Origin of the sequence: Klebsiella sp. JB_Kp004, from assembly GCF_040065795.1 — a bacterium.
Lineage (GTDB): Bacteria > Pseudomonadota > Gammaproteobacteria > Enterobacterales > Enterobacteriaceae > Klebsiella > Klebsiella quasipneumoniae.
The window spans coordinates 58,047-78,320 of sequence record NZ_JBEAKW010000049.1 but is presented as its reverse complement, the minus strand read 5'-3'; the positions used below and the strand labels follow the sequence as shown (position 1 = coordinate 78,320).

Here is a 20,274-nt window from a genome sequence, read left to right as displayed (position 1 = left end):
ATGGCGCCGCAAGAACTCGTCGCTCCCCAGCCCGCTGAGTCCGAAGTGATTATCGAAACCCGCGGCCTGTCACGCGTCTATCCCGGCGTGACCGCCCTGGATAATGTCAATTACCGGGTCTATCGAAATAAGGTCAACGTGCTGATCGGAGAAAATGGTGCGGGTAAATCCACCATGATGAAAATGCTTGCCGGTGTGGAAACGCCCTCCTCCGGGCAAATTATTCTCGATGGCGAAGCGGTTTCATTACATTCGACTCATCAGGCAGAAAAACTCGGCATCAGCATTATTTTCCAGGAGCTGAATTTATTTCCCAATATGAATGTGATGGACAACATCTTCATGGCAAATGAATTCTTTCAGAAAGGACGCATCAACGAAAAATACCAGTACGCGCTGGCCAAATCGCTGCTGGAGCGACTGGAGCTGGATGTCGATCCCTACACCCCGCTGGGCGAACTCGGTATCGGCCACCAGCAGTTAGTCGAGATTGCCCGCGCGCTGTCGAAAGACACCCGGGTGCTGATCATGGACGAACCCACCTCGGCGCTCAGCCAGTCTGAGGTGAAAGTTCTGTTCAAGGTGATCGCGCAGCTTAAGCGCCGCGGGGTGACCATTATTTATATCTCTCATCGCCTCGAAGAGCTGATGGAGATCGGCGACAACATCACCATTTTCCGCGACGGTCGCTTTATCAGCGAGCGTCACGTCAGCGACGCCAGCGTGCCGTGGATAATTGAGCAGATGGTCGGCGATAAGAAAAAACACTTTGATTATCAACCGGCGCCAAAAGGCAACGCGGTGCTTGACGTCAAGGGGCTGACCGCGCTGCATCCCAGCGGCGGCTACAAGCTCAATGACGTTACCTTCACTCTTAGCAAAGGCGAAGTGATCGGCATTTACGGCCTGCTGGGGGCCGGACGCACCGAGCTGTTTAAAGGTCTGGTGGGGCTGATGCCCTGCCAGCGCGGCGAGGTGCATCTCAACGGCGAAAGCATCGGCAAATCACGCTTTCAGCAGCGTCTGAAAAAGGGGCTGGCGCTGGTGCCGGAGGACCGCCAGGGCGAAGGCGTGGTGCAGATGATGTCGATTCAGGCCAACATGACGCTCTCTGATTTCAGCCTGCAGGGGTTTCGCCGCGCCTGGCGCTGGTTGAATCCGCAAAAAGAAGAGACCTGCGTGAAAACGATGATCCAGCAGCTGGCGATCAAGGTCAGCGACGCCAATTTGCCCATCACCTCGCTGAGCGGCGGTAATCAACAAAAAGTGGTGCTGGGTAAAGCGCTGATGACCCAGCCGCAGGTGGTGTTCCTCGACGAACCGACGCGCGGCATTGACGTCGGCGCGAAAACCGACGTCTATCACCTGATCGGCAAAATGGCCCAGCAGGGGCTGGCGGTGATGTTTTCATCTTCAGAGCTGGATGAGGTGATGGCCCTGGCCGACCGCATCCTGGTGATGGCCGATGGCCGCATTACCGCCGATCTACCGCGTCATGCGGTGACCCGCGAACAGTTAATCGCGGCTTCAACACCTCAAGATTAATCAGGCTGGAATCCATCATGAACCAGAAATATATGATTTATATGTACCTGCTGAAGGCCCGCACCTTTATCGCCCTGCTGCTGGTGATCGCATTCTTCAGCGTGATGGTACCCAACTTCCTGACCGCCTCTAACCTGCTGATCATGACCCAGCACGTGGCGATCACCGGCCTGCTGGCCATCGGCATGACGCTGGTCATTCTCACCGGCGGCATTGATTTGTCCGTCGGCGCGGTGGCGGGGATCTGCGGCATGGTGGCGGGCGCGCTGCTGACCAACGGCCTGCCGCTGTGGAACGGCGACATCCTCTTCTTTAACGTCCCGGAAGTGATCCTCTGCGTGGCGATCTTCGGCGTACTGGTCGGCCTGGTGAACGGCGCGGTGATCACCCGCTTCGGCGTGGCGCCGTTTATCTGCACCTTAGGCATGATGTACGTCGCCCGCGGCTCCGCGCTGCTGTTTAACGACGGGAGCACCTACCCGAATCTCAACGGTATGGAAGCGCTGGGCAACACCGGTTTCGCCACCCTCGGCTCCGGCACTCTGCTCGGCGTCTATCTTCCCATCTGGCTGATGATCGGCTTCCTGGTGCTGGGCTACTGGCTGACCACCAAAACGCCGCTTGGCCGCTACATCTACGCCATCGGCGGCAATGAGTCCGCCGCCCGCCTTGCCGGCGTGCCGATTGTGAAAGCGAAAATATTCGTCTATGCCTTCTCCGGCCTGTGCGCGGCCTTTGTCGGCCTGATCGTCGCATCACAGCTGCAAACCGCGCACCCGATGACCGGCAACATGTTTGAGATGGACGCCATCGGCGCCACCGTGCTCGGCGGCACCGCGCTGGCCGGCGGCCGTGGTCGGGTGACCGGCTCGATTATCGGCGCCTTCGTGATCGTCTTCCTTGCCGACGGCATGGTGATGATGGGCGTCAGCGACTTCTGGCAGATGGTGATCAAAGGCGTGGTGATCGTTACCGCCGTGGTCGTCGACCAGTTCCAGCAGAAGCTGCAGAGCAAGGTCATCCTGATGCGCCGCCATGAGGAGAAACTGGCCGCCCTCCCCCCCAACGGCGCCACCTCCAGCTAACCGGCAACGATTCACATCTTCCGCCGGGCCTGGTGCCCGGCTCAGCGAAAGGGAAAAAATATGCAACGAGATTTCCAGAACAAAACGGTGGTGATCACCGGCGCCTGCCGCGGCATTGGCGCGGGTATTGCCGAGCGCTTCGCCCGCGACGGCGCAAACCTGGTGATGGTCTCCAACGCCGAGCGCGTTCATGAGACCGCCGAAACCCTGCGTCAGCGCTATCAGGCGGATATTTTATCGCTGCAGGTCGATGTCACCGACGAAGCCCAGGTGCAGGGGCTGTATGAGCAGGCCGCCGCCCGCTTCGGCACCATTGACGTCTCGATTCAGAACGCCGGGGTCATCACCATTGATTACTACGATCGGATGCCAAAAGCCGATTTCGAGAAAGTGCTGGCGGTCAATACCACCGGCGTCTGGCTATGCTGCCGCGAGGCGGCCAAATATATGGTGAAACAGAACCACGGCAGCCTGATCAACACCTCATCCGGCCAGGGGCGTCAGGGCTTCATCTACACCCCTCACTATGCCGCCAGCAAGATGGGCGTGATCGGCATTACCCAAAGCCTGGCCCACGAGCTGGCGCCGTGGAATATCACCGTCAACGCCTTCTGCCCGGGCATTATTGAAAGCGAAATGTGGGATTACAACGACCGCGTGTGGGGCGAAATTCTCAGCACCGAGCAGAAGCGCTACGGCAAAGGCGAGCTGATGGCGGAGTGGGTCGAGGGCATTCCAATGAAGCGCGCCGGCAAGCCGGAAGATGTCGCCGGCCTGGTGGCGTTTCTCGCCTCCGACGACGCCCGCTATCTCACCGGACAGACCATTAATATCGATGGCGGTTTGATTATGTCCTGAGCACGGTAGCCCGGATTAGGCGCGACGCGCCGCTATCCGGGACGTCAGGCTCCCGACGTTCGACACTCTATTGAAGAGAATAATCATTATGATCGGTAAAGACTTTGCACAACAGCTGTTTAGCCTGCAGGATCGCGTCGCCTTCGTTACCGGCGCCGGCAGCGGCATTGGCCAGACTATCGCCTGCAGTCTCGCCAGCGCCGGCGCGCGGGTGGTCTGTTTTGATCTTCGCGACGACGGCGGGCTGGCGGAAACGGTCAGTCATATTGAATCTATAGGCGGCCAGGCCTGCGCCTACACCGGCGACGTCCGCCAGCTGGCCGACCTGCGCGCCGCCGTCGCGCTGGCCAAAAGCCGCTTTGGCCGCCTCGACATCGCCGTCAACGCCGCCGGGATCGCCAACGCCAATCCGGCGCTGGCGATGGAGAGCGAGCAATGGCAGCGGGTGATCGATATCAATCTCACCGGGGTGTGGAATTCCTGCAAAGCGGAAGCGGAACTGATGCTGGAGTCCGGCGGCGGGTCGATTATCAACATCGCCTCGATGTCGGGGATTATCGTTAACCGCGGCCTCGACCAGGCGCATTACAACTGCTCCAAAGCCGGCGTGATCCATCTGTCGAAAAGCCTGGCGATGGAGTGGGTGGACAAAGGGATCCGCGTCAATTCCATCAGCCCGGGATATACCGCCACGCCGATGAATACCCGCCCGGAGATGGTGCACCAGACCCGCGAGTTTGAAAGCCAGACGCCGATGCAGCGGATGGCGAAGGTGGAAGAGATGGCCGGCCCGGCGCTGTTCCTCGCCAGCGACGCCGCCTCGTTCTGCACCGGCGTAGACCTGGTGGTCGACGGCGGGTTTGTCTGCTGGTGATCCTCTCCTGCTTCAGGGCGCCACGCTGCGGCGCCCCTCGCCATCCCCGCCGTTAACTCAGGGGATACTGTTGAAACGCCGGCAGCGCCTCTCCTTTCTCCGCCAGTGCGCGGATATGCGGAAACGCCGTTGCCGGCACCACCGTCGGGATCATCAACTGGATAAAGGACCAGACCACCGTGCTGGTGACCAACACCTGGTCCGGCTGCGCGGCGGCAACGCGGTCTGCCAGCCGGGCGTCCCATTCCCGACAGGCGGCGAGCAGTTGACCGGTCACCCGGGCTATCCACGGCTGATGCTGCTTCTCCTCCGGCCGCAGACGGTGCTCATAAACATGCTGGACCGCTTTTTCACTGGCGGCGAGGATCACCCCCAGCAGGTGCAGGTCGCGGGCCAGCGCCTCGGGATGCGCGGGAAGCAGCCGGCGTCCGCCGGGATGGGTCGTTTCGAAATAGTGGAGGATCAGCGTGGAGTCCATCAGCTGTGTCCCGTCATCGAGAACCACCGTCGGCGCCTTGACCACCGGATTAATACGGAAGAATTCATCAAAGCCGCTAAAGACCGACAGCGGCAGGCTCTCAAATTCCACGCCATAGAGCGCCAGAGAAACCGCCACGCGTCTTACATAAGGTGAATCCATCATACCAATGAGTTTCATCGTCACTCCTGCCTGCGATAAAGGGGTTGCTGGCTTACCTTACTGGAAAACCCGCCCCGCGAATATCAGGGGATGCTTACCGCAAAGGTTAGAAAAACTAACAAATTGGCGCCACGGGATAGTCCGCCGGTCTCCCCTGTGCTATACCGACTGAGAGCGCCTGAAGCCCGTCCACTGTCTGATCGCGGCGGCTTTAAAACCCGCTAACCCGGTAGTAACGTTAACGTATTGACGCCCTGACAAGAGAGATCACCATGGCAGATTTTCCCACAGTCGCCAGCCTGCGCAGCTTTGAGGCGGTGGCGCGCCTCGGCAGCGTGACGCAGGCCGCCCACGAGATGAGCGTGACCCATTCGGCGGTCAGCCAGCACATCAAACAGCTGGAAGCCCTGGTCGGCGTCACACTGTTTGTCCGCCACGGCCGCGGGGTGCGCATCACGGAAGAGGGGCGGCTCTATGCCCTGCAAATCCGCGAGGCGTTACAGCACATCGCCGACGCCACGCGGATGGTGCAGATCAAACCCCGCACGATGGAACTGACCCTGGCGACGCTCCCCTCCTTTGGCTGCCACTGGCTGCTGCCGCGGCTGGCGCGCTTTCAGGCGCGGCATCCGCAGATCGCGGTGCGCCTGCTGACCAGCCTGGCGGTGGTCAACCTGCAGCAGGAGGGTATCGATCTGGCCATTCGCATGGGGCAAGGCGACTGGGAGGGGATGGAAAGCCGGCATCTGTTTGCCGATGAACAGCTGGTGGTGGCCGCGCCGCACTATCGCGGCGGCGACCTGCCGACCACCCCGCAGGCGATCGCCGCCAGCGATATCGTTTTTTCCATGGAGTCCTGGAACGCCTGGTGCAGCCAGGCGGGGCTGGAAAAGACAATCATTCCTGCGGGCCTGCGCCTGAACGACTCCAACCTGGTGCTGGAGGCGGTTCGCCTGGGAGCGGGCGTGGCGCTGGAGCGGCGCTCGCTGGTGGCGGGGGCGATAGCCCGCGGCGAGCTGGTGCAGCTCACCGCCGTCACCGTCCCCTACCCCTGGCACTACTGGCTGATCGTCTCCCCGCAGGCGGAGAACCGCCCGGAAATCGCCCGGTTCATCGCCTGGCTGGAGGAGGAGATCGCCCTCTGGCGCCAGCAGCTCAGCGCTTAGCCTTCCGCCGACGGCGGCAGGCCCGCCCGGGCGGCGTGCTCCTGGGAGAGACGCCAGAAATCGTGCCCGGCGGGATACTGATAGAGGCGCAGGGAAAATTGCCCGGCCACCGCGGTAATGTACTCAAATATCGCCGACTGGGTATTCTCGTAGTCTTTCCACAGCGTCGAAGAGGTAAAGCAGTAAATCTCTAACGGGATGCCCGACGGCGACGGTTTCAGCGTCCTCGCCACAATATACATCTCCTTAATAATATCCGGTCGCTCGGCGAGATAGTGCATCAGGTAGTGGCGAAACAGGGTCAGGTTGGTCAGGCCGTTATCGACAAACCAGCGGTCCGCCACGCCGCCGGGATCCCGACCGTCAAGCAGCGTGGTCAGAGGCTCGCTTACCCCGCGGATAGTCAGCATCGAGGAGAGCATCTCCTGGTTGAGAAAACGCACTGAGTGCTGATCGATGGCGATGCTGCGCATGATCCGCCGCGCCCCGGAGGAGAACATCGCCTGCCAGTTGGTATAGGTCTCGGTGAGGAAATTCTTGGTGGGAATACGGGAAATGGTATTGTCCCAGTTACGGATAGTAATGGTGTGCAGCGCGATATCCGTCACCTCACCGCTGAGGTTCTTGTCAGGCATTTCAATCCAGTCCCCCAGCTGGAGCACGTCGTTGGACGACAGCTGAACGTTCGCCACCAGCGACAGCAGGGTATGCTGGAAGACGATCATCAGCACCGCCGCCACCGCCCCGAGACTGGAGATAATAATGATCGGCGATTTGTTCGACATCACGGCGAGGATCATAATCGCCGCCAGGATGTGGACTAAGATTTTGCCTATCTGGATATAGCCCTTAATGGAATGATTTTTACGTTTGGTTTTTCGCAGATAAGAGCTGTTGACAATATCCAGCATCTCGTTGAAAAACACCGACATAAAAATAAAAAACAAGATCCCGCAGATGGTATTAATCGCCGTCACCAGCGATGCCGGCATCGCCGGCATAAACTGCAGAACGTAATAGACGATAATAACCGGAATGAAATTGGACAGCTTTTCGGCGATGCGTCGATCCTTCTCCAGCGGCACGTCCTGTTTATGGCTACCAAAGAAGACCTTACGCACCACTTTAATCAGCAAGAACTTGCATAAAAGGTGGGCAAATATGCCAGAGAGCAGCAGCAGAATAAGGTTAAATCCCACCGCCAGCGCCGGATTACTCTCAATAAACGTCAGTAGATGATTCACATACGCCATGCTTTATCGCCTGAATAACTATGCCATTTCGCTAACTGCTTTATCACAAGGGCATATATTGGAAAATTTTAATCAATCCGCATCATGGCATATCGCTTAGCGTAACGTCCATGCGCGCACCGCTGCTAATCATTCACGGGATTTATGTCATAGTTTGCATTAATCATTTTCTACGCTCACTATAAAGAGGCTTGTTATGAGGACGGAATAAGTCCAGGAGGAAACATGTTTAAAACGCTTACCGCTATTATCGCCTTAGCCGCCTCCGCCAGCGTCATGGCGCAAGGCGACGTCACGCTGAACAGTCTGGCCCACGATACCGCCACCCGGGCGTCGTTTAACCAGATGGTCAAAGGCCATCAGCTGCCCGCCTGGGTGACCACCGGCGGCACCGGGTCGCCGGCGCAGACGGTGAAGCTGGGTAGCGAATCCTGGCAGGTGTTAAGCGCCTGCAAACCCCACGACTGCGGCCATGAGCGTATCGCGGTGATCTGGTCGGAAAAAACCAAACAGATGTCAGGCGTATACTCGGTGGTCGATGAAAAAACCGACCAGGAGAAGCTGACCTGGCTTAACGTCAGCGACGCCCTGTCCATTGATGGCAAAACCGTGCTGTTTGCCGCCCTCAGCGGCAGCCTCGACAACCATCCGGACGCTTTTAACTACCAGTAACGGCCCGTCGCCCCCGTCAGTCTTTCCCCGACGGGGGCTCCCCTGACTAGCCATCCGGGAACATCACGCTGTTCCCCGGCGCTTCCCTGTGCAGATGGATAAAGTTCAGGTGCCGCTCGTACTGGTCGAGAATATCGGTGATCACCTGCTCTTTGCTGTAATCCATCAGGTCGTTACCCTGGCTGCCCTCCAGCAGGAAGGTCTCCAGCCGGTAATAGGTGGATTTCCCGCTGCGCGCCCGATAGGTAAAGCCCGGCACCGAGTACTGCTGCGGCCAGATCTTGTAGATAAAGTTCTGCTCGTCGCCCATGTGCACCAGCAGATCGAGGTGACCAAGGTTCTCGCCCTCTTCCGGCGGCAGGCTCTTCAGTTCCACCGCGGCGCCGCGCAGCCGTAGTTCCTGGGCAACCTCCTCCATCGCCGGGAAGCACACCGTCTCCATCATCTGTTTGGTATAGCGCGTGCCCGGGTAATTCATCAGCCGCGACAGGCGCTTCTTCCAGCTCAGCCGATCCTGCAGGCCGAGCGGGCGCGGGGCAGTGTCGCGGCTGGCGCTGACCCGGCGGTAATCTTCCACCTTCAGGGACTTATACAGTCCGGCCATCACGAAGAAAATCACAAAGCTGAACGGCAGCCCCATGATCACCGTGGTGTTCTGCAGCGCCGAGATGCCGTTGGTCATCAGCATCCCGAGGGTCAACAGACCGATAGCCACCGACCAGAAGATGCGCAGCCAGTTCGGGGAGTCGCTGTTGATGTCCTTCAGCTTCGAGGTAAAGTTTCCCAGCACCAGCGCGCCGGAGTCGGCAGAGGTGACGTAGAACAGCAGACCGGTAATGGTCGCCACCGACGCGCTAAAGGTAAACGCCGGATACTGCGCCAGCAGGCTGTAGAAGCCGCGCTCCGGGTGGAGCATCGCCTCCCCGGCAAAGGCCGCGTCGCCGTGGATGATCTCATACAGCGCGCTGTTGCCGAACACCGACAGCCACAGCAGAGTAAAGGTGAACGGAATAATCAGGGTGCCCATCACAAACTGGCGGATGGTGCGCCCGCGCGAAATGCGCGCCAGGAACAGGCCAACGAACGGCGACCAGGCCACCCACCACGCCCAGAAAAAGAGCGTCCAGTTGTTCATCCACTCCACCGGGCGGTCGAAGGCGAAGCTGTTCAGCGTCATGCCCATAAAGCGGTTGACGTAGTCGCCGACGTTCAGCACTAACGCATTGAGCAGGAAGGAGGTATCGCCCATGAACAGCACGAACAGGATCAGCCCCAGCGCGAGCGCGACGTTCAGCTCGGAGAGCACGCGGATGCCCTTGTCCACCCCGGAGGTGACCGAGATGGTGGCGATGATCACCGACAGCGCTATCAGGGCCGCCTTCGCCGCCAGCGAGTCAGGAATATCGAACAGCACGCTCAGACCGTAGTTGAGCTGCACCACGCCAATGCCGAGGGTGGTGGCGATGCCGAAGATGGTGCCGATCACCGCCGCGATATCGACGCTGTGGCCGATGGGGCCATTAATCTTTTTCCCGAAGATAGGATAGAGCGCCGAGCGGATGGTGAGCGGCAAATTATAACGATAGCTAAAGTATCCCAGCGCCATGCCCATCAGGGCATACATCGACCAGCCGGTGAGTCCGTAGTGGAATAGCGTCCACACCATCGCCTGGCGCGCCGCTTCGATGGTCTGCCCCGCCCCTTCCGGCGGCTGCATATATTGCGTCACCGGTTCGGCGACCGAGAAGAACATCAGGTCGATGCCGATCCCGGCGGCGAACAGCATCGCCGCCCAGCTGAGCAGGCTGAACTCGGGCTTAGACTGCTCCGGCCCGAGCTTCACCGAGCCGAAGCGCGAACAGGCAATGCAGACGACGAAGACGATATACAGCGTCGCCGCCAGCAGATAGTACCAGCCGAAGGTTTTCGACACCCAGTCCAGGGTGCGCCCAATCCACTCGGCAGAAAAATCGCGAAAAAAGATCGTCATCAGGGAAAACAACAAAATCAGTCCGGCCGAGGTATAAAAAACCACCGGATTGATTTTGTCCTTTTCTCTGTTTTGCGAAAGATCTGTCATCCAGTATCCCCACTGTTTTTGTAACTATTAAAATTCAATAACGTAACAATTAAGACACATTTTATATTGAACGTCCAATCAAAAACCGCTTTAATAGTTAACCAACGCTGATGAATGGAGTGGCAAAAATGCCCAAACTGGGGATGCAGCCAATCCGGCGCAGGCAACTGATCGACGCCACGCTGGACGCAATAAATGAAGTCGGAATGCACGACGCGACCATCGCGCAGATCGCCCGGCGAGCGGGCGTATCGACGGGGATCATCAGTCACTATTTCAAAGACAAAAATGGTCTGCTGGAAGCGACCATGCGCGACATCACCAGCCAGCTGCGCGACGCGGTGCTTAACCGTCTGCACGCCCTGCCGGACGGCAGCGCCGGAGAGCGTCTGCAGGCGATAGTCGGCGGCAACTTTGATGAGACGCAGATCAGCAGCGCGGCGATGAAGGCCTGGCTGGCCTTCTGGGCCAGCAGCATGCACCAGCCGATGCTCTACCGCCTGCAGCAGGTGAGCAGCCGCCGCCTGCTGTCAAACCTGGTGTACGAGTTCCGCCGCGAGCTGCCGCGCGAGCAGGCCCAGGAGGCCGGCTACGGGCTGGCGGCGCTGATAGACGGCCTGTGGCTGCGGGCGGCGCTCAGCGGCAAACCGCTGGATAAGACGCTGGCGCAGTCGCTGACCAGCCACTTTATTCGTCAGCATTTACCGAACCCATAACCGAGGAGGCGTTATGTCCCGAATGGCAGAACAGCAGCTTTATATTAATGGTGGTTATACATCGGCCACCAGCGGTCGCACCTTCGAGACCATCAACCCTGCCACTGGCGAGGTGCTGGCGACCGTTCAGGCTGCCGGACGCGAGGATGTCGACCGCGCCGTTGAGAGCGCGCGGCGCGGGCAAAAAATCTGGGCGGCGATGACCGCCATGGAACGCTCGCGCATCCTGCGTCGCGCCGTCGATATCCTGCGCGAGCGCAACGACGAGCTGGCAAAGCTGGAAACCCTCGACACCGGTAAAGCGTATTCCGAAACCTCAACCGTGGACATCGTCACCGGCGCCGACGTGCTGGAGTATTACGCGGGGCTGATCCCGGCGCTGGAAGGCAGTCAGATCCCCCTGCGCGAGACGTCGTTCGTCTACACCCGCCGCGAACCGCTGGGTGTGGTGGCCGGGATCGGCGCGTGGAACTATCCGATCCAGATCGCCCTGTGGAAATCGGCGCCAGCGCTGGCCGCCGGCAATGCAATGATTTTCAAACCGAGCGAAGTCACCCCGCTCACCGCCCTCAGGCTGGCGGAAATTTACAGCGAAGCGGGCCTGCCGGACGGGGTGTTTAACGTCCTGCCGGGCTTGGGTGCGGAGACCGGCCAGTACCTGACTGAACATCCGGGCATCGCTAAAGTCTCCTTTACCGGCGGCGTCGCCAGCGGCAAAAAGGTGATGGCCAACTCCGCAGCCTCATCGCTGAAAGAGGTCACCATGGAGCTGGGCGGTAAATCGCCGCTGATTATTTTCGACGATGCGGATCTCGATCTCGCGGCCGACATCGCCATGATGGCCAACTTCTTCAGCTCCGGCCAGGTGTGCACCAACGGCACCCGCGTGTTCGTCCCCGCGAAGGTTAAGGCGGCGTTTGAGCAGAAAATCGTTGAGCGCGTGGGCCGCATCCGCGCGGGCGATCTGTTCGATGAAACCACCAACTTTGGCCCGCTGGTCAGCTTCCCGCACCGTGACAATGTGCTGCGCTACATCGCCAAAGGCAAAGCAGAAGGCGCTCGCCTGCTGTGCGGCGGCGACGTGCTGAAGGGCGAAGGCTTTGACAACGGCGCATGGGTGGCCCCGACGGTGTTTACCGACTGCACCGATGAGATGACCATCGTGCGCGAGGAGATCTTCGGCCCGGTGATGTCCATCCTCAGCTACGCGTCCGAAGAAGAAGCGATCCGCCGCGCCAACGATACCGACTACGGCCTGGCGGCGGGTATCGTCACTGCCGACCTGAACCGCGCCCACGGCGCCATTCATCAGCTGGAAGCCGGCATCTGCTGGATCAACAGCTGGGGGGAATCCCCGGCGGAGATGCCGGTCGGCGGCTATAAGCACTCCGGTATTGGCCGCGAGAACGGCGTGATGACCCTGCAGAGTTACACCCAGGTGAAGTCCATCCAGGTTGAGATGGGTAAATTCCAGTCCATATTTTAACCGGGAGGTTTTTTTGCAATTTGACTACATCATTATTGGCGCCGGCTCCGCCGGCAACGTTCTGGCGACACGACTGACTGAAGATCCAACCACCACCGTCCTGCTGCTGGAGGCCGGCGGCCCGGACTACCGGTTCGATTTCCGCACCCAGATGCCCGCCGCGCTGGCTTACCCGCTGCAGGGCAAACGCTACAACTGGGCCTACGAGACCGAACCGGAGCCCTATATGAACCACCGCCGCATGGAGTGCGGGCGCGGCAAAGGGCTCGGCGGCTCCTCGCTGATTAACGGCATGTGCTACATTCGCGGCAACGCTCTGGACCTTGATAACTGGGCCGCCGCCCCGGGACTGGAACACTGGAGCTATCTCGACTGCCTGCCCTACTACCGGAAAGCGGAAACCCGCGATATCGGGCCCAACGACTATCACGGCGGCGATGGCCCGGTGAGCGTCACCACGCCGAAGCCCGGCAATAATCCGCTCTTCGAGGCGATGGTTGAAGCCGGGGTGCAGGCGGGGTATCCGCGCACCGACGATCTCAACGGCTACCAACAGGAAGGCTTTGGTCCGATGGACCGCACTGTGACGCCACAGGGCCGTCGCGCCAGCACCGCCCGCGGCTACCTCGACCAGGCGCGCGGTCGCCCCAACCTGACCATCCGCACCCATGCGCTGACCGATCACATTATTTTTTCCGGCAAGCGCGCGGTGGGCGTCGAGTGGCTGGAGGGGGAAAGCACTATCCCGTCAAAAGCGACGGCCAACAAAGAGGTGCTGCTGTGCGCCGGGGCGATTGCCTCGCCGCAGATCCTGCAGCGCTCCGGCGTCGGTAACCCCGAGCTGCTCAGGCAGTTCGATATCCCGGTGGTGCACGATCTCCCCGGCGTGGGTGAGAATCTGCAGGACCATCTGGAGATGTACCTGCAGTACGAGTGCAAAGAGCCGGTGTCGCTCTACCCGGCGCTGCAGTGGTGGAACCAGCCGAAGATCGGCGCCGAGTGGCTGTTCGGCGGCACCGGGATCGGCGCCAGCAACCAGTTCGAAGCGGGCGGTTTTATCCGCAGCCGCGCCGAGTTCGCCTGGCCGAACATTCAGTACCATTTCCTGCCGGTGGCGATTAACTACAATGGCTCCAACGCGGTGAAAGAGCATGGCTTCCAGTGCCACGTCGGCTCGATGCGCTCCCCCAGCCGCGGCCACGTGCGTCTGAAGTCGCGCGACCCGCACGCCCATCCGGCGATCCTGTTTAACTATATGTCCCATGAGCAGGATTGGCAGGAGTTCCGCGACGCCATTCGCATCACCCGGGAGATCATGAACCAGCCGGCGCTGGATAAGTATCGCGGCCGCGAAATCAGCCCGGGTATTGACTGCCAGAGCGATGCCGAGCTGGATGAGTTTGTGCGCAACCACGCCGAGACCGCGTTCCACCCGTGCGGGACCTGTAAGATGGGTTACGACGAGATGGCGGTGGTCGACGGCGAAGGCCGTGTCCACGGTCTGGAAGGAGTGCGGGTGGTCGATGCGTCAATTATGCCGCAGATCATCACCGGCAACCTGAACGCCACCACCATTATGATCGGCGAGAAGATGGCTGACGCCATTCGCGGCCGCCAGCCGCTGCCGCGCAGCACCGCGGCGTATTATGTCGCTGGCGACGCGCCGGTTCGCCGCTAATCGTTTAGGCCGGACGGCGGCTATGCCTTGCCCGGCCTACGGTCCGGGCGGCCAGCGGTTAATGTAGCCACTTACGCCACCGGTATCGGCGGCGTCAAAATCGCAGAGGCGTTCCTGGAAGGTCGGGACAGCCTCTGATGTTAGCGAAACGCCTCCAGGCGTTTGATCTGCTGCCCGTCGGCAGCAAAGTTCTCCGCCGCCAGCCACGCCCGCAGCGCCGCATCGCGCGCAGGCCACTCGCCATCGATGATGGACAGCATATCGCTGTCGCGCGTCCGCCCTTTGCGCACCAGCCTCTGCCGCAGGCGCCCTTCCCAGCTAAAGCCCAGCCGCTCGGCGGCCCGGCGCGAGGCGACATTCATCGAATCGCATTTCCACTCCAGCCTACGGTAGCCATGATCAAAGCCGTTCTTCAGCAACAGCCAGACCGCTTCCGTTCCGAGCGGGGTGTTTTTCATCCGTCGCGACCAGGTGACATGGCCGATCTCAACCGTGCCCATTTCCCGTTCGATCGCCATATAGCTGACGATACCCACCGCCTGCTCGCTACGCAGGTCAATCACCGCGTAGGGCACCAGAGCATCATCATTCACCTTGCCCGCGATCCAGTGGGCGGTCGCCGCTACGCTCTCCGGCCGCGTAGACGCCAGCCACGTCCAGTCGCTGTTGTCGCCGAGCGCATAGGCGGCAAACAGATCCGCCGCATGACGGTCAACGTCCAGCGGCTCCAGTCGACAAAAACGGCCATTTAACGCCGTTCGCCGCAGGACTCGCGCCCCCTGCCAGCCAGGGACAAGATCATTCACCTGCTGGCCAAACTCATTGATTTCCGGCACACCCACCTCCTCGCAATAGACAATGCGTTATAGCAAGAAGCCAGCAGCCGAGAAAGGCGCTTCTGCACGCCTGGCAATAACCTGTCGTTCTTGATTATGCGTTTTTAGCATAAGGATATCCTTATTTTGACTTTACGCCTTTTGGCAAGCGGCCTAACGTAGCGAAGCATAAAAAATTAAAATAACCATTTTTCAGGGATTGCATATGACCAAGAAACTGTTGCCTTTACTGGTACTGACGGCGCTCTCCGCCGCCGCGCATGCCGCCACGCCGCCCAACACGCTGGTGGTCGCCCAGGGTCTCGACGATATCGTCAGTCTCGACCCGGCGGAAGCGAACGAACTCTCCAGCATTCAGACGGTGCCCAGCCTCTACCAGCGTCTGGTACAGCCGGACCGCAACAACCCTGAAAAAATCGTACCGATCCTCGCCGAAAGCTGGCAGGCCGACCCGGCGGCGAAAACCCTGACCATCAAACTGAAGCCGGATGCCAAATTCGCCTCCGGTAATCCGCTGCGCCCGGAAGATGTGATTTTCTCTTACACCCGCGCGGTGACGCTGAATAAATCGCCGGCGTTTATTCTCAACGTGCTCGGCTGGCAGCCGGACAACATCGCCAGCCAGCTGAAAAAGGTTGACGACCATACCCTGACGCTGCACTGGACCGCCGACGTCAGCCCGGCGGTGGCGCTGAATATACTCTCCACCCCCATCGCCTCCATCGTTGATGAAAAACAGGTGGCGCCGAACGCGAAAAATAACGACTTCGGCAACGACTGGCTGAAGATGCACTCGGCGGGCAGCGGCGCCTATAAAATGCGCGTCTACCAGCCGCATCAGGCCATCGTGCTGGAAGCCAACGCCAGCTCCCCCACCGGCGCGCCGAAGATCAAGAGCATCATTATTAAAAACGTCCCCGACCCGGCTTCCCGCCGCCTGCTGATCCAGCAGGGGGATGCCGACGTGGCCCGCGATCTCGGCGCTGACCAGATTGCCGCCCTGCAGGATAAACCCGGCGTGAAGGTGCTGAGCATCCCGTCCGCCGAGCAGAACTATCTGGTGTTTAATACCGCCAACAGCGCCAACCCGCTGCTCAATAATCCGGCCTTCTGGGAGGCGGCGCGCTGGCTGGTCGATTATGAGGGCATCACCAAAAATCTGCTGAAAGGCCAGTACTTTATTCACCAAAGCTTCCTGCCGGCCGGCCTGCCGGGGGCGCTGGAGACCAATCCATTCGCCTTCGACCCGCAAAAAGCTAAGGCTATCCTTGATAAAGCGGGCATTAAAGATGCGCACTTCACCCTCGACGTGGAGAACAAACCGCCGTTTATCACCATCGCCCAGTCGCTGCAGGCCAGCTTTGCCCAGGGCGGGGTGAAGGTGGATCTCCTGCCGGCCGCCGGCAGCCAGGTCTATGCCCGGGTGCGCGCGAAGCAGCATCAGGCGGCGATCCGCCTGTGGATCCCCGACTACTTTGATGCCCATTCCAACGCCAGCGCCTTCGCGTGGAACGATGGTAAATCCAGCACCGTGGCCGGGCTCAACGGCTGGCAGATCCCTGAGCTGAATAAAGCCACCCTCGCCGCGGTGGCGGAGCCGGACCCGGCGAAACGCCTCGACCTGTACAAAACGATGCAGGAAACCCTGCTGCAGCATTCGCCATACGTCTTTATTGACCAGGGGAAAACCCAGATCGTGGTGCGCGATAACGTGAAGGGCTATCAGCAGGGGCTGAACGCCGACATGGTCTGGTACGATAACGTGACCAAGTAAGCGGGTTATGTTACCGGGCACGGCGGTCTCGCCCTGCCCGGATGACCGTTTTTCCACCCGGACCCGGTGGGCGTCGCGCCGCCGGGAACCATGTTGATATACCAGGAATTTCCATTTTCCATGCCATCGTTTTCCACTCATCTTACCCGCCTGCTGCAGGGGCTGTTGACGCTGCTGCTGACGCTGTTCGGGCTGCTGCTGGTCACCTTCTCGCTCTCCGCGCTGTCGCCGGTCGACCGCGTACTGCAGATCGTCGGCGACCATGCCAGCCAGTCGACCTATGATCAGGTTCGCCATCAGCTGGGCCTCGACCAGCCGCTGCCGGTGCAGTTCTGGCACTATCTGGTCAACCTGGCCCATGGCGATCTCGGTATCGCCAGCGCCACCGGCCAGCCGGTGCTCCACGATCTGCTGGCGGTCTTCCCGGCGACCCTTGAGCTGGCGACCCTGGCGCTGATCGTCGGCGCGATACTGGGCATCGTCGCCGGGGTGCTGTGCGCCCGTTACGCCGGTTCGCCGTGGGATCTGGCGGTGCGCACCTTTACCCTGTTGGGCAACTCGGTGCCGATATTCTGGCTCGGCCTGCTGATGCTGGCCCTGTTCTACGCCCGGCTGCAGTGGGCGCCGGGCCCGGGTCGTCTCGACGATATTTATCAGTACACCGTCGAGCCGCGCAGCGGTTTTGCGCTGATCGACACCTGGCTCTCCGGCGATACAGCGGCTTTCAAAAATGCTATCGGCCATCTGCTGCTGCCGGGGCTGGTTCTGGCCTATTACTCGCTGGCGAGCATCACCCGTCTGACCCGCTCCGCCTGTCTCAGTGAAATGAACAAAGAGTACATTCTGCTGGCGCGGGCCAAAGGGGCCGGTGAGATGACGATTCTGCTGCGCCACGTCCTGCCCAATATCCGCGGCACCCTGCTGACGGTGACCGCCCTCGCCTGGACCTCAATGCTCGAAGGGGCGGTGCTCACCGAAACCGTCTTCTCATGGCCGGGGATCGGTCGCTACCTCACCACCGCGCTGTTCGCCGGGGATACCACGGCGATCATGGGCGGCACGCTGCTGATCGGCGTGAGTTTTGTGCTGATCAATAACCTGACCGACCTGCTGGTGCGGTTAACCGACCCGAGGGTGCGCTGATGCCGACTTATCTGTTTTTGCGCCGTCTGCGCCGCTCACCCGCCGCCTTCAGCGGCCTGACCCTGGTGATCCTGCTGGTGTTGACCGCGCTGTTCGCTCCGTGGCTGGCGCCGCACGATCCTAACTGGCAGGATGCCGCCGCCCGCCTGCAGGGCCCGGGCGCGGGGCACTGGCTCGGCACCGACAGCTACGGCCGCGATCTGCTGTCGCGCCTGCTCTACGGCGCCCGTCCGGCGCTGGGTCTGGTCGCGCTGGTGACCGCCATTACCCTGCCCGTCGGTCTGCTGGTGGGTATTCTCTCCGGCTACTATGGCGGGTGGCTGGAGCGGATACTGATGCGCTTTACCGACGTGGTGATGTCGATGCCGCGGCTGATCCTCGCCTTCGCGTTCGTGGCGATGCTCGGCCCGGGGCTGGTCAACGGCGCGCTGGCGTTAGCCCTGACTACCTGGCCGGCCTACGCCCGTCAGGCGCGCAGCGAAATTCAGCGCCTGCGCCATAGCGACTATCTCGCCGCGGCGGAGATGCTGGGCATCCGCGGCCGGCGGCTGCTGGTCGGCCATATTCTGCCGCTGTGTCTGCCGTCGGCGATTGTCCGGCTGGCGCTCGATCTGGCGGGCATTATCCTCGCCGCCGCCGGGCTCGGCTTTCTCGGCCTGGGCGCCCGCCCGCCGATGGCGGAGTGGGGAGCGATGATTGCCGACGGGATGCAGGTGATTTTCGATCAGTGGTGGATCGCCGCCATCCCCGGCGCGGCGATCCTGCTCGCCAGCCTGGCGTTTAACCTGCTGGGCGATGGCCTGCGCGATATTCTGGAGCCGCAACATGACTGACATCCGACTGACCGTCCAGGGACTCGCCGTCGACTACCCCACCGCCCGGGTGGTGGACAACGTCAGCTTCACCCTCGGCAACGAGCGGCTGGCGCTGGTGGGGGAATCCGGCTCCGGCAAATCGATGACCGCCCGGGCGCTGATGGGCCTGGTGCGCAAGCCCGGGGTGGTGAGCGCCGAACGGCTGGAGGTGCTGGGGCGCGATGTGCTGACCCTCAGCGCCCGCGGCTGGCGCGAACTGCGCGGCAACGATATCGCCATGGTGCTGCAGGATCCGCGCTATGCGCTGAATCCGGTGCAGTCCATTCAGACGCAGCTGGAGGAGGCGTTAACCCTGCATCAGCGTCTCCGCCGCCGCGCTCGCGCCGAGGCGGTCAAAGACGCCATCGCCGCCGTCGGTCTGGATCTCCCGGTCCTCAGCCGCTATCCCGGCGAGCTCTCCGGCGGGATGGGGCAGCGGGTGATGATCGCCCTCGCGCTGCTCAATAACCCGAGGGTGCTGATAGCCGACGAGCCGACCTCGGCCCTTGACGCCCGCCTGCGCAACCAGATCCTCGAGCTGCTGGTGGAGCAGTGCGCGCAGCGGCAGATGGCCATGTTACTGATCAGCCACGATCTACCGCTGGTGGCCGCGCATTGCGATCGCGTGCTGGTGATGTACCAGGGGAGACAGGTCGATGAGATGCCGGCGCGGGCGCTGCCGACCGCGACGCACCCTTATACCCGCACCCTGTGGACCTGCCGGCCAAATGCGCAAACCTACGGTCAGATGCTGCCGACCCTCGACAGAACCCAGGACTTTACGGAGACGACCCATGGCGATCGTTAATCTTAAGGATCTACAGGTAACATTCGGCGCGAAGACGGCGGTTTCCGCCGCCAGTTTCCGTGTCGACGCCGGGGAAACCTTCAGCCTGATCGGCGCCTCGGGCTGCGGCAAATCGACGATTTTGCGCGTGCTCGCCGGATTACAGCGCGAATGGCGCGGCAGCATGGCGCTGCTGGGCCAGGCCATCGCGCCGGGCGCCCGCTTTCAGGGCGAGCTGCGACGCAATGTGCAGATGGTATTTCAGGATCCGTATGCTTCGCTGCATCCCAACCATACCCTGTGGCGCACCCTGGCGGAGCCGCTGCAGATCCACGACATCCGCGACGTTGCCCCGCGGGTAACCACCGCCCTTGAGCAGGTGGGTCTGGCCGCCGACGCCGCACGCCGCTATCCGCACCAGCTCTCCGGCGGTCAACGGCAGCGCGTGGCCATTGCCCGCGCCCTGCTGCTGCGTCCGCAGATCCTGCTGCTGGATGAGCCGACCTCGGCGCTGGATATGTCGGTGCAGGCGGAAATCCTCAATCTGCTTAATCGCCTGAAACAGGAGCACGGCATGACCTATCTGCTGGTCAGCCACGATGCCGACGTCATCGCCCATATGTCCGATCGGGCGGCGTTTATGGCGGAGGGTGTGATCCAGCGCTTTTTCGATCGCGAAGCGCTGCTCAACGGGGAACACCGGATGAAGTGAGGTCAGCTGAGGAGCCGTCGTTTTGTCGGTGGCGCTTCGCTTACCTGGCCTGGAGGGGCCGTGCAGCCAGCCGTTAATTAACCCACTTGCGCCACTGAAACTGCCGGTGCTGACG

At 61.1% G+C, this 20,274-nt stretch carries 18 protein-coding genes and 1 pseudogene; 14 read left to right on the top strand and 5 right to left on the bottom strand.

The window, feature by feature from the left end; translation table 11 throughout:
• The 4 genes from ABLX76_RS23270 (at position 1) to ABLX76_RS23255 (ending at position 4,362) form a co-directional block, all read left to right on the top strand.
• Entirely contained in the window at positions 1 to 1,545 is a 1,545-nt protein-coding gene (locus ABLX76_RS23270; protein WP_023288767.1) for a sugar ABC transporter ATP-binding protein, read from the top strand.
• 17 nt (positions 1,546 to 1,562) lie between these two features.
• Positions 1,563 to 2,630, top strand: a complete 1,068-nt coding sequence (locus ABLX76_RS23265; RefSeq protein ID WP_023288766.1) for an ABC transporter permease — start codon at positions 1,563 to 1,565, stop codon at positions 2,628 to 2,630.
• A 60-nt stretch (positions 2,631 to 2,690) separates the two neighbouring features.
• A complete protein-coding gene (locus ABLX76_RS23260; RefSeq protein WP_002893589.1) occupies positions 2,691 to 3,488 on the top strand; it encodes an SDR family oxidoreductase in 798 nt (265 codons plus the stop codon).
• A gap of 88 nt (positions 3,489 to 3,576) precedes the next feature.
• Positions 3,577 to 4,362: an SDR family oxidoreductase gene (locus tag ABLX76_RS23255; protein WP_023288765.1), complete on the top strand. Its 786-nt coding sequence runs from the start codon at positions 3,577 to 3,579 to the stop codon at positions 4,360 to 4,362.
• A 52-nt stretch (positions 4,363 to 4,414) separates the two neighbouring features.
• Here the strand turns inward: ABLX76_RS23255 and ABLX76_RS23250 are convergent, their stop codons facing one another.
• Positions 4,415 to 5,020 carry a glutathione S-transferase family protein gene (locus ABLX76_RS23250; protein ID WP_348875354.1) on the bottom strand — a complete coding sequence of 202 codons (606 nt, stop codon included), beginning with the start codon at positions 5,018 to 5,020 and terminating at the stop codon, positions 4,415 to 4,417.
• Positions 5,021 to 5,274: 254 nt separating this feature from the next.
• Here ABLX76_RS23250 and ABLX76_RS23245 point away from each other — a divergent pair, with 254 nt between their 5' ends.
• On the top strand, positions 5,275 to 6,168 hold the full coding sequence (locus ABLX76_RS23245) for a LysR substrate-binding domain-containing protein (protein ID WP_348875353.1): 894 nt from the start codon (positions 5,275 to 5,277) through the stop codon (positions 6,166 to 6,168).
• Here ABLX76_RS23245 and ABLX76_RS23240 read toward each other — a convergent pair.
• Both ABLX76_RS23240 and ABLX76_RS23235 read right to left on the bottom strand, forming a co-directional pair.
• The gene (locus ABLX76_RS23240; RefSeq protein WP_322938080.1) at positions 6,165 to 6,893 is read right to left on the bottom strand and encodes a mechanosensitive ion channel domain-containing protein; all 729 of its coding nucleotides are present in this window, start codon (positions 6,891 to 6,893) and stop codon (positions 6,165 to 6,167) included. The genes ABLX76_RS23245 and ABLX76_RS23240 overlap by 4 nt on opposite strands.
• 107 nt (positions 6,894 to 7,000) lie before the next feature.
• Positions 7,001 to 7,421 (bottom strand): annotated as a pseudogene (locus ABLX76_RS23235) (hypothetical protein).
• Positions 7,422 to 7,646: 225 nt separating this feature from the next.
• Between ABLX76_RS23235 and ivy the strand changes: the two are divergent.
• Entirely contained in the window at positions 7,647 to 8,093 is a 447-nt protein-coding gene (ivy, locus tag ABLX76_RS23230; protein WP_023288761.1) for an Ivy family C-type lysozyme inhibitor, read from the top strand.
• Positions 8,094 to 8,139: 46 nt separating this feature from the next.
• Here the strand turns inward: ivy and betT are convergent, their stop codons facing one another.
• Complete coding sequence (gene betT, locus ABLX76_RS23225) at positions 8,140 to 10,173, bottom strand: choline BCCT transporter BetT (protein WP_023288760.1); 2,034 nt, start codon at positions 10,171 to 10,173, stop codon at positions 8,140 to 8,142.
• A gap of 128 nt (positions 10,174 to 10,301) precedes the next feature.
• On the opposite strand from betT, the gene betI reads away from it, so the two are divergent.
• The 3 genes from betI to betA are packed head-to-tail and all read left to right on the top strand — an operon-like array spanning position 10,302 to position 14,053.
• Positions 10,302 to 10,889 (top strand): transcriptional regulator BetI, encoded by a 588-nt coding sequence (gene betI, locus ABLX76_RS23220; RefSeq protein ID WP_023288759.1) that lies wholly within the window; start codon positions 10,302 to 10,304, stop codon positions 10,887 to 10,889.
• A 13-nt stretch (positions 10,890 to 10,902) separates the two neighbouring features.
• Positions 10,903 to 12,375, top strand: coding sequence for a betaine-aldehyde dehydrogenase (gene betB, locus ABLX76_RS23215; RefSeq protein ID WP_243805539.1), 1,473 nt, complete (start codon positions 10,903 to 10,905; stop codon positions 12,373 to 12,375).
• 13 nt (positions 12,376 to 12,388) lie between these two features.
• Positions 12,389 to 14,053: a choline dehydrogenase gene (betA, locus tag ABLX76_RS23210; RefSeq protein WP_085551163.1), complete on the top strand. Its 1,665-nt coding sequence runs from the start codon at positions 12,389 to 12,391 to the stop codon at positions 14,051 to 14,053.
• Between the two features lie 140 nt (positions 14,054 to 14,193).
• Here betA and ABLX76_RS23205 read toward each other — a convergent pair whose 3' ends face one another.
• Positions 14,194 to 14,889, bottom strand: coding sequence for a GNAT family protein (locus ABLX76_RS23205; RefSeq protein ID WP_048296987.1), 696 nt, complete (start codon positions 14,887 to 14,889; stop codon positions 14,194 to 14,196).
• Between the two features lie 205 nt (positions 14,890 to 15,094).
• Here ABLX76_RS23205 and ABLX76_RS23200 point away from each other — a divergent pair, with 205 nt between their 5' ends.
• From ABLX76_RS23200 to ABLX76_RS23180, 5 genes are all read left to right on the top strand, one after another.
• Positions 15,095 to 16,663: an ABC transporter substrate-binding protein gene (locus ABLX76_RS23200; RefSeq protein WP_032455044.1), complete on the top strand. Its 1,569-nt coding sequence runs from the start codon at positions 15,095 to 15,097 to the stop codon at positions 16,661 to 16,663.
• Positions 16,664 to 16,783: 120 nt separating this feature from the next.
• Positions 16,784 to 17,806: an ABC transporter permease gene (locus ABLX76_RS23195; protein ID WP_065882575.1), complete on the top strand. Its 1,023-nt coding sequence runs from the start codon at positions 16,784 to 16,786 to the stop codon at positions 17,804 to 17,806.
• Positions 17,806 to 18,639, top strand: a complete 834-nt coding sequence (locus ABLX76_RS23190; protein WP_065882576.1) for an ABC transporter permease — start codon at positions 17,806 to 17,808, stop codon at positions 18,637 to 18,639. The genes ABLX76_RS23195 and ABLX76_RS23190 overlap by 1 nt, the downstream gene beginning before the upstream one ends.
• Complete coding sequence (locus ABLX76_RS23185; RefSeq protein WP_023288752.1) at positions 18,632 to 19,468, top strand: ABC transporter ATP-binding protein; 837 nt, start codon at positions 18,632 to 18,634, stop codon at positions 19,466 to 19,468. Before ABLX76_RS23190 ends, ABLX76_RS23185 begins: the two co-directional genes overlap by 8 nt.
• Positions 19,455 to 20,159, top strand: coding sequence for an ABC transporter ATP-binding protein (locus tag ABLX76_RS23180; protein ID WP_348875351.1), 705 nt, complete (start codon positions 19,455 to 19,457; stop codon positions 20,157 to 20,159). Before ABLX76_RS23185 ends, ABLX76_RS23180 begins: the two co-directional genes overlap by 14 nt.
• The last annotated feature ends 115 nt before the right edge of the window (positions 20,160 to 20,274 follow it).

Coding starts and splice junctions, on each gene's coding strand:
- ABLX76_RS23250 (WP_348875354.1), bottom strand. CDS start 5,020: ATGAAACTCATTGGTATGATGGATTCACCTTATGTAAGACGCGTGGCG.
- ABLX76_RS23190 (WP_065882576.1), top strand. CDS start 17,806: ATGCCGACTTATCTGTTTTTGCGCCGTCTGCGCCGCTCACCCGCCGCC.
- ABLX76_RS23200 (WP_032455044.1), top strand. CDS start 15,095: ATGACCAAGAAACTGTTGCCTTTACTGGTACTGACGGCGCTCTCCGCC.
- ABLX76_RS23180 (WP_348875351.1), top strand. CDS start 19,455: ATGGCGATCGTTAATCTTAAGGATCTACAGGTAACATTCGGCGCGAAG.
- ABLX76_RS23265 (WP_023288766.1), top strand. CDS start 1,563: ATGAACCAGAAATATATGATTTATATGTACCTGCTGAAGGCCCGCACC.
- ABLX76_RS23245 (WP_348875353.1), top strand. CDS start 5,275: ATGGCAGATTTTCCCACAGTCGCCAGCCTGCGCAGCTTTGAGGCGGTG.
- betB (WP_243805539.1), top strand. CDS start 10,903: ATGTCCCGAATGGCAGAACAGCAGCTTTATATTAATGGTGGTTATACA.
- betI (WP_023288759.1), top strand. CDS start 10,302: ATGCCCAAACTGGGGATGCAGCCAATCCGGCGCAGGCAACTGATCGAC.
- ivy (WP_023288761.1), top strand. CDS start 7,647: ATGTTTAAAACGCTTACCGCTATTATCGCCTTAGCCGCCTCCGCCAGC.
- ABLX76_RS23270 (WP_023288767.1), top strand. CDS start 1: ATGGCGCCGCAAGAACTCGTCGCTCCCCAGCCCGCTGAGTCCGAAGTG.
- ABLX76_RS23240 (WP_322938080.1), bottom strand. CDS start 6,893: ATGATCGTCTTCCAGCATACCCTGCTGTCGCTGGTGGCGAACGTTCAG.
- ABLX76_RS23260 (WP_002893589.1), top strand. CDS start 2,691: ATGCAACGAGATTTCCAGAACAAAACGGTGGTGATCACCGGCGCCTGC.
- ABLX76_RS23195 (WP_065882575.1), top strand. CDS start 16,784: ATGCCATCGTTTTCCACTCATCTTACCCGCCTGCTGCAGGGGCTGTTG.
- betT (WP_023288760.1), bottom strand. CDS start 10,173: ATGACAGATCTTTCGCAAAACAGAGAAAAGGACAAAATCAATCCGGTG.
- ABLX76_RS23255 (WP_023288765.1), top strand. CDS start 3,577: ATGATCGGTAAAGACTTTGCACAACAGCTGTTTAGCCTGCAGGATCGC.
- ABLX76_RS23185 (WP_023288752.1), top strand. CDS start 18,632: ATGACTGACATCCGACTGACCGTCCAGGGACTCGCCGTCGACTACCCC.